Below are 8,169 nucleotides of genomic sequence, written 5' to 3' on the forward strand. Positions count from 1 at the left end.
TAATGCCCTTTGAACACGGGCGGCAACTGTTTGAGGCGGCGAAGGAGCCGAAGAGATTCCTCGAAATCTCTGGTACCCACAATGAGGGGTTCATCACATCAGGCAGGCATTATGAAGAAGGTCTGAATGCATTCATCCTGGAGCATATTGTGCCTGAGAAATGAATGACACTTCAGACTCTGGGTGTCCCACAAATTGGCTTAACCTTGAATACCCGTCCGGCGTGCTCATATGGGAAGAGGAAACGAACGAACAGCTTACCTATGCACCACAGCCTGACAGGTAGTCCTGAAGACTGCCTTGACTTCTTCCAACATCAATAGTCCGGCCAACACCATCACCACTGGTCTGGAGCTGTCCACTTGCTTCTAGAACAGACAGGTGGCAAGCAGTAACGCCACACCGGCTGCCAGCAGGTAGCGACCCACCAGGATGAACCAGTTCTCAGAGATGGTGCTCAGCCAGGCGGGCTGCTTGTGGTTGTTTATCGCGGCAAGAAGGCGCCTTCCGGGAAGCAGCCAGGCGATCAGCGCTGCACCAACGATGCCGGCCACGAGCACTACTCCAGAACCTGTGACCTGGTCTATCACGTCCAGAAATGGCTTCCCGCCGACGGTAAGCCCCACGGAGGTGAAGCTCAACGCCGAAGGGATGCCCAGCGCCGTGACAATAGCGACTACAGCCAATGCCGCCCAGCCCCGGGACAAGTGAAATTCGTCGCGTATTGGCGCGAGCACAGATGCCAACCCACCGACACAAGATGTAAACGCCGCTACGAATAGCAGAACGTAGAAGGCTATGCCTATGAACAGGCCTCCGGCAATCTCACCAAAGACCATGGGAAATGCAGTGAAAGACAGTGCGCTTCCTGTGTCGGGAGCAATACCGAAAGTGAATACTATCGGAAACACTATCAGACCTGCCGTGATCGAGATTACTGAATTCGTCCCGGCCACGGCTGCGGACGAACTCGCAATATTAACGCCCTTTGGTATATAGCTCCCGTACGTAATAAGGAAGCCCTGACCAATGGCCAGCGAGTAGAACGCCTGCCCCGCCGCCATCCGCCAGGTTGTGAGTTCCAGAAAGCGTTCCAGGTTAAAACTGAAGTAGAAGTCGCGGGCCTGGCTTGCCCCCGAAAGAGTCTGCGAATAGATGGCAAGGCCGCCGACTATTACGACTAGCAGCGGGAGCAGGAATTTGCCCATGCTTTCGAGACCCCTGACACCGCGCTGCATCACGGCAAAGGTGAGGACGGCTACCGCCAGGAAGAACCAGAGGGAAGCAAAGCCCGCGGTATACTCTTCGAACGGCTTCAGGTCAGCCCGGATTGCATCGACTGCACATAGCCCAGCGTCCAGCCAGTAACGACAAGGTAGTAGCTCATGATGGCGATGAGCATCACAACCAGGGACCATCCGACCCATGGACCCCATCTCGGGTTGATCCGCCGGAACATTCCCACCGGACCTCGTTTGACGAGGTTACCGGCGCTGGCCTCAAGAACAACGAGGGGGATACCTATTGCCAGAATGCAGATTGCGTATGCGAGAACAAATGTACCGCCGCCATTCTCTCCTGCCATGTATGGAAACCGCCAGATGTTTCCGAGGCCTACAACTCCAGCGACCGAGGCAAGTATATAGGCGCGCTGTGATGTCCAGACCGGGCGAGGAGCAACCCCTTCCGTAACCTGGCTCATCTCTGATTTCACTGGCGGTTTTTCGATATTGTAGCCTCCGGCGCGACGCCGGGAAATCCGGCCAGTTCCCTGCCCTGTCTCTTGGACAAGGTTGCCCTTACTTTACAGTAATTTTACCTTTCGACTCGGCTGTAACCTCGCCAATGAGAGTTGCTTCCTCTATACCCTCTTCGTGCATTCTCTGGAGTAGCATATCTGCCTCTTGCTCCGGCACAGAGATAAGCAGCCCTCCTGAGGTTTGGGCATCGAACAGAATGAGTAACCTCTCATCGGATATCTCAGTAGCTAGCTCAATCATGGGAAGGCGAAAATCCCGATTACGAATCGTCCCGGCGGGGATGAGTCCCATCCGGGCATACCTTTCCGTCTCAGGGAGAAGCGGAACCGTAGCAGAGTGAATCACCATGCCGACATCAGTTCCCTCAATCATCTCACAGGCATGACCCAGAAGACCGAAACCGGTGACATCGGTGCAGGCGTGGACGTCTACTTCCATCATCAGTTCCGATGCCTTCCTGTTGAGAGTAACCATGCACTCTATTGCCCTTGAAACTGCTCCCTCGTCTGCCAGGCCACCCTTCAGGGCAGTATTGATTATGCCTGTACCCAGCGGTTTGGTCAGCAGGAGCTTGTCACCTGCCCTGGCTCCTGTATTGAGTATCACCTTTGCCGGGTGGATGATACCGGTGATGGAAAGCCCGTACTTTAGTTCCTGGTCTTCTACGCTATGCCCACCTACCAGGGTTACTCCGGCTTCCCGTAGCTTGTCCAGCCCCCCGGCCAGGATTTCTTTCAGTATCGACATATCCATTGTCTTCACCGGGAAGCAAACAATGTTCATCGCGGTCAGCGGTTTTCCTCCCATGGCATAGACGTCACTCAGGGCATTAGCGGCGGTAACCTGACCGAAGATATAAGGGTCGTCAACGACAGGCGTGAAGAAATCAAGGGTCTGAACAATAGCCAGCTCCTCGCTCAGCTTATAGACGCCAGCATCCTCAGCCCTCTCCATACCCACAATCAGATTTGGGTCAGAGATGAGCGGCAGACCGGATAGTGCTTTTGCCAGGTCTCCCGGACCTATCTTGCAAGCTCAGCCGGCGCCGTGAACGGTCTCGGTCAGGCGTAACCTACCCTCATCACCCATTCTACTTACCTCCATCTATTTCCCGGGTGGGTCGAGCAACAGCCGATACCCATCTGAGGTCTCTTCTACTATAACAGAATACCTCTTGCTCTGGGCCAGGCGGGGTACATTCTCTTTTGAAACAGCGCTCTCTACCAATACGGTCAAAGCTTCTTTCGGATTTTCTTCTATGGCTTTCTTCGTCCTGACTACCGGGATAGGACAGGAAAAGCCGCGAACATCAACTTCGCTCATTAGTTACCTCCTGCCATATAGCAAACGCCGCTCCACTGGCATAGAAACTCTTCGAGCACGGCGGGAAGCTGGGCAACGACCTGCCTGACCCTGGTAGCCGGAGTTACCTCAGCGAACTGTCCCGCCATGCGGTTGGCCCTGGCAGTAATGATGGCTGCCTGGTGTGGCTCCAATTCAGCATAGGTAAAAGCTGCAACCAGTCCCGTAATGGTGTCACCAGTACCTCCAATGGCTTCTAATGCCGGTACATCAGGTTTAGTGATGGTAGCCACGACACCACCCTCGTTAATTGCATAGTCGATTGCCCCTTTGACCAGTAGCAGTCTGGCGGCACTGTTATTCTGGTAGGCAACCTCAGCGAGTACCGGTGCCCGGGTTATTTCAGTATCAAAAAGAGCCTGGCTTTTAACCTGGTTAAGGCAGTTAAAGTTGAGGGGCCGACACTCAAGCGAGATTTTTTTGCATCTATCGTAAAGAAAGGATAGTCTCCCGATTGCTTGAGGAGTTTATTGCGTTTGTTTCAGCATAATGAGCTTTTCTAAAGGTTGCCTCTTAAATAGCGGGCTATAGGTTCGATTCCTGCGCGGCTCACCACAGGTCTCGGACGGCGTCTTCCAGGCCCAGCTCTAGCAGCTTCTCACGTGTCGGTTTACCGGTGTCCCAGTCCCACTTGCGGTAGTCGTAGTAGTCCCGGAGCATCAAGTCCATATCCGGGGACTTGTTCGCAGTGCTTCCCTCTTTCAGTGCCACGAGGTTAATGTCCGGCAGCCTGTCGTCCTCTCTGGTGATACCCAGCCTGTTGTTGATTGCCCTCTTGATATTAACGGACCTCTCTGCGACGGTATGGAGGTCGGCCGGTGAGTACTCCCATCCGGTGACGTTGTTGAGCATTTCGGCAATCTGTGTCAGTGTGAGCGGTGCGAACTTGCACAGCAGCAGGGAGTCGAAGATATCCTTGAAGTCCTGGAACTTGGCCGCCATCTCAGCCTTTGCCTCCGACTGGAGCCTGTCCCCGGCAACAATACCCAGTTCAGGTACACCGCTGCCCAGGTCGACGTTGTAGTAGTCGCCTTTCAGGTGGCAGGCTCCCCTGGGGCCGGTAGCGTAGGAAATAGCCATCCCGGTGAAGGCGCGGGCATCATGCAGCGGCATCTCCAGCCCCTTGACGTGCGCTGCTTCCATGGGGTCTGCACCGAGCTCCTCGGCGATGCTCCGTGTACCCTTACCAAGAAGCTCGCCTATCCCCTGCCGGTTGATAATCATCTCCACCAGCCGAACGATGGCCTTGCCGTCGCCCCACTCTATTTTCATGCCTGCCCTGTCTTCCGAGAGTATACCCTGCTCGAAGAGGTGCATTGCATAGGCTATCGAGACGCCCGCAGATATCGTGTCGATACCGTAGGCGTTGCACAGGTGGTTAGCCATCACGATAGACTCGAGGTCATAGTTCATGCACAGGGGGCCGAAGGCAACCGCAGTCTCGTATTCCGGGCCGTCGATTTCATCGAGGTCTTTACTGACATGTTTGAGAGTCCGTCCGCACCCGACAGGACAGCCATGACATGCGTAGTTACCCACTGTGTAGGCTTGTCGCAATGCCTCACCGGTCACTCCTTTGGTCGGGAACACGCTGCTGCTGAAGTACCGGGCGGGGACATCCCCCAGGAACATGCCGAGGTCCATGTACATCAGGGTACCGTACTCCCGGAAGGCCACCGACATGAAGTTGGACGCTATCGTGTCCCTTGCCTGCCGTGTGAGTTCCGCCAACTTATCCTTGCTAGCAACATCCGGCCGGAGCTTTCCTGATACGGCAACGGCCTTGAGGTTTTTAGAGCCCATCAGGGCGCCCAGTCCGCATCGACCGGCAGCCCTGCCGCGGTCGTTAATGATACAGGCGTACTTCACCAGGTTCTCGCCGGCGGGACCAACACAGGTAACACTGAGTCCGGACTCCTTGAGTTCCTCCTTGAGGACTTTCTGCGTCTCGTAGGTATCCTTACCCCAGACATGGGCGGCGTCCCGGATTTCCGCCACGCCGTCCTGTATCCACAGGTAGACGGGGCGGTCAGCCTTGCCGGTGACCATGATACCATCATAGCCGGACTCCTTCAGCCTGAACGGAAAGACCCCTCCGGTGGTGGCCTCACCCCAGATACCGGTCAGCGGTGAAATGCCACACACGGCGGAACGGCTGACCATCGGGATAGTTGTCCCGGTAAACGGTCCGGTGGCAAACACCAGCGGGCTGTCCGGAGTGAGGGGGTCCATACCGGGTTTGACCCGGTCGTAGATAAAGTGCGCGGCCAGGCTTGCCCCGCCGATGAACTTCTTGAGAAGGTCCTCTTCAAGCTCCATAGTCCCGACACTCCCATTGCTGAGGTCAACATCAAGGAACCTGCCGTGATATCCAAACATGGCTCACCTCCTAGAAATCCACGTCTTTGCCCTCATAGGCGTAGCGGAACAAGGCCTCGCACTGCTCCAGTGTGGCCGGTCTGGGGCTCTGGAACATGGACGGGTCCTCAAAACTGTGCAGCACGACCGTATCAAAGCTCTTCTCGAAGTCGTCTCGGGCGATTCCCAGTCCCTTCAGGTCCGTAGCAATATCCAGCTCCCGCAGAAACGACCTGACCCTTTCCACAAGGGCAGCCAGGCTCGCTTCGCTGGACGCACCTTCTATCTTCAGCACCTCGCAGATATCCAGGTACTTATCTGTTATCGGAGAATAGAACTGGAGGGCATAAGGAATGAAGACACCGACGGCCACACCGTGATGTATCCCGAAGGTCTTGCCCAGAGCATGCCCCATGGCATGGGTCAGAGCGACACCGCCATTGCCGAAGGCAATTCCGGCCATACTGGCGGCAATGTGCATCCTGAGTCGGGCTTCATGGTCGGTACCGTCACGATAAGCCCTGGGCAGGTAGCGAAGAATCATCTTGATGGCCCTCAGTGCCATCGCGTCTGTGAAGTCATTGGTCATGGGGGACATCACGCAGTCAATTGCATGGGTCAGGGCATCCAGACCGGTCCCGGCAGTAAGCTCCGGCGGCATACCGGCAGCGAAGGCGGGAACGAGCACAGAGAAATCGGGCATCAGCTCCGGGCTGACAATGGGTATCTTCCGTTTGGCCGAGGTATCGGTGACAACGGATACCGCCGTGCAGTCCGAACCTGTGCCACTGGTTGTCGGGATGGCGACCAGTATTGCCTTCTTTCTCAGCCCGAGAGGAAACAGGGGCGACACGGTAGCCAGGTCGGTTATATCCGGGCGTTCGTATAGCACCCATGCCGCCTTGGCACCATCGATGACCGAGCCACCGCCCACGGCCACTATCACATCCGGCTCGAATCCGTTCATGGCCTCAGCGCACCCGGCCACGTTCTCCAGGGGAGCCTCCGGTTCAGCTTTGTCCCAGGTTTCCGTGGTAAACCCGGATTTTTTCACGACTTCAGAGACTCTGTTGGCATACCTCACGGCATGTTTGTCCGTAACAATGAACGCCCGTTTCTGCTGGCATGATACCGCAATCATGTCAAAAACACCGGCTCCCAGTCCTTGCGCCTCGGAGAGCGCATTGGCTCCCATGAACAGCTTGGGCACAATGAACGGCGTGGAAAGCCCCCGCACGGCACTGGCACCAGCCAGCGGCACCAGGCTCTTCAATGCGGGTTCGGTAAACCAGTATGTCATGGGTAGACACCTCCTCCCGGGATTCGGCCTACCGGCCGTCTGATAGAGACGGGGACTTGAGTTTAGTACTCTATTGCGGGGTTGTCAAGCACACGAATTGACTCATAATAAAAGTTACCGAAAGTGGTATCGTTGCCTCATAAATAGTGTTACCCAAGAGGAGGACGAGATGACCCGAGGCAGTATACTGGAATATGTTGAAGCGATACGGGGGCGTTACCCTAGCGTCTCCAGGAAGGAGAAGGGAAGGATTCTGGATGAATTCACCAATGTCACTGACCTGCATCGAAAGGCAGCTATTCGGTTATTACGTCGGAGAGGCCAGGCGAAAGTAAATAGAAGGCGTGGGCGGCCACGCTGCTATGGTCATGATGTGGTCAGCGCGTTGAGGGTAGTCTGGGAAGCCACCGACCGCTTGTGCAGTAAACGTCTGTATCCTTTCCTGCCAGAGATTCTAGTGGCCCTGAAGAAGCATGGAGAGATCACCTTAACCCCTGAGGTTGAGACTCAGCTGTGCCGGATTAGCCCATCGAGTATCGACCGACTATTACATCCTTACCGTCGCCTGGGAGGTCGGCGTCCCTTTGCCACCACGAAAAGAGGGAGTCTGCTCAAGAGGTCTATCCCCATACGTACCTTCGCTGATTGGGAAGAAGACACTCCCGGCTTCCTGGAGATAGACCTGGTGGCTCACTGTGGAGACAGTCCTGATGGTTTGTTTCTGACTACGCTCACTGCAGTAGATGTGGCCAGTGGCTGGTCGGAGTGTATGGGTGTCTGGGGTAAAGGCCAGCAGCGAGTCAGGTCTGCCATTCACAGGGTACGACAACGGCTGCCATTCCCTCTGCTGGGGCTGGACTCTGATAATGGCAGCGAGTTCATTAACCACTACCTGTTCAACTACTGCCAGGAGGAAGAGATCACCTTCACTCGTTCCCGTTCCTACAAGAAGAACGACAGTTGCCATGTCGAACAGAAGAACTGGTCCGTGGTGAGACGGCTCATTGGCTACGACCGTTATGACTCCAGAACTGCTCTTGAGGCGCTCAACCGTGTCTATGACCTGACCCGTCTGTACGTCAACTTCTTTCAGCCGGTGATGAAGCTGGTCCATAAGAGCAGGCACGGAGCCAGGGTGCACAAGTTCTATGACACCGCCCAGACACCATACCGGCGGTTGTTATCGGCAGACATCCTCACTGAGGTCAAGAGACAGGAGTTGGCGGCAACGTACCATCGTCTCAACCCAGCCCTGCTCCGGAGGCAAATCAACGAGAATCTGGAACGATTGTGGGACATGGCAAGATACCCGGCCACTCAGCCAGTGAAAGGCAAAACCAAGGAGGCTTCGGTAACCGGAATTATGAGGCAACCACTATCCGTCCGGTA

At 55.6% G+C, this 8,169-nt stretch carries 8 protein-coding genes; 1 reads left to right on the forward strand and 7 read right to left on the reverse strand.

Annotation, left to right across the window (positions count from 1 at the left end; all coding sequences use genetic code 11):
- Positions 1–368 precede the first annotated feature (368 nt).
- From VMW13_00540 to VMW13_00570, 7 genes are all read right to left on the reverse strand, one after another.
- Positions 369–1,427 (reverse strand): sodium-dependent transporter, encoded by a 1,059-nt coding sequence (locus tag VMW13_00540; protein ID HUV43295.1) that lies wholly within the window; start codon positions 1,425–1,427, stop codon positions 369–371.
- Positions 1,316–1,702 (reverse strand): hypothetical protein, encoded by a 387-nt coding sequence (locus tag VMW13_00545; protein HUV43296.1) that lies wholly within the window; start codon positions 1,700–1,702, stop codon positions 1,316–1,318. Before VMW13_00545 ends, VMW13_00540 begins: the two co-directional genes overlap by 112 nt.
- Positions 1,703–1,799: 97 nt before the next feature.
- Entirely contained in the window at positions 1,800–2,849 is a 1,050-nt protein-coding gene (gene selD / locus VMW13_00550) for a selenide, water dikinase SelD (GenBank protein HUV43297.1), read from the reverse strand.
- 15 nt (positions 2,850–2,864) lie between these two features.
- Entirely contained in the window at positions 2,865–3,083 is a 219-nt protein-coding gene (locus VMW13_00555) for a sulfurtransferase TusA family protein (protein ID HUV43298.1), read from the reverse strand.
- The gene (locus VMW13_00560) at positions 3,083–3,577 is read right to left on the reverse strand and encodes an NAD(P)H-hydrate dehydratase (GenBank protein HUV43299.1); all 495 of its coding nucleotides are present in this window, start codon (positions 3,575–3,577) and stop codon (positions 3,083–3,085) included. The genes VMW13_00555 and VMW13_00560 overlap by 1 nt, the downstream gene beginning before the upstream one ends.
- 94 nt (positions 3,578–3,671) lie before the next feature.
- A complete protein-coding gene (locus VMW13_00565; protein HUV43300.1) occupies positions 3,672–5,501 on the reverse strand; it encodes an aldehyde ferredoxin oxidoreductase family protein in 1,830 nt (609 codons plus the stop codon).
- A 10-nt stretch (positions 5,502–5,511) separates the two neighbouring features.
- The gene (locus VMW13_00570; GenBank protein HUV43301.1) at positions 5,512–6,780 is read right to left on the reverse strand and encodes an iron-containing alcohol dehydrogenase; all 1,269 of its coding nucleotides are present in this window, start codon (positions 6,778–6,780) and stop codon (positions 5,512–5,514) included.
- A gap of 169 nt (positions 6,781–6,949) precedes the next feature.
- Here VMW13_00570 and VMW13_00575 point away from each other — a divergent pair.
- The coding region (locus VMW13_00575) for an ISNCY family transposase (GenBank protein HUV43302.1) at positions 6,950–8,169 on the forward strand (1,220 nt) is incomplete at its 3' end.

This window comes from Dehalococcoidales bacterium (genome assembly GCA_035529395.1).
Classification (GTDB): Bacteria; Chloroflexota; Dehalococcoidia; order Dehalococcoidales; family Fen-1064; genus DUES01.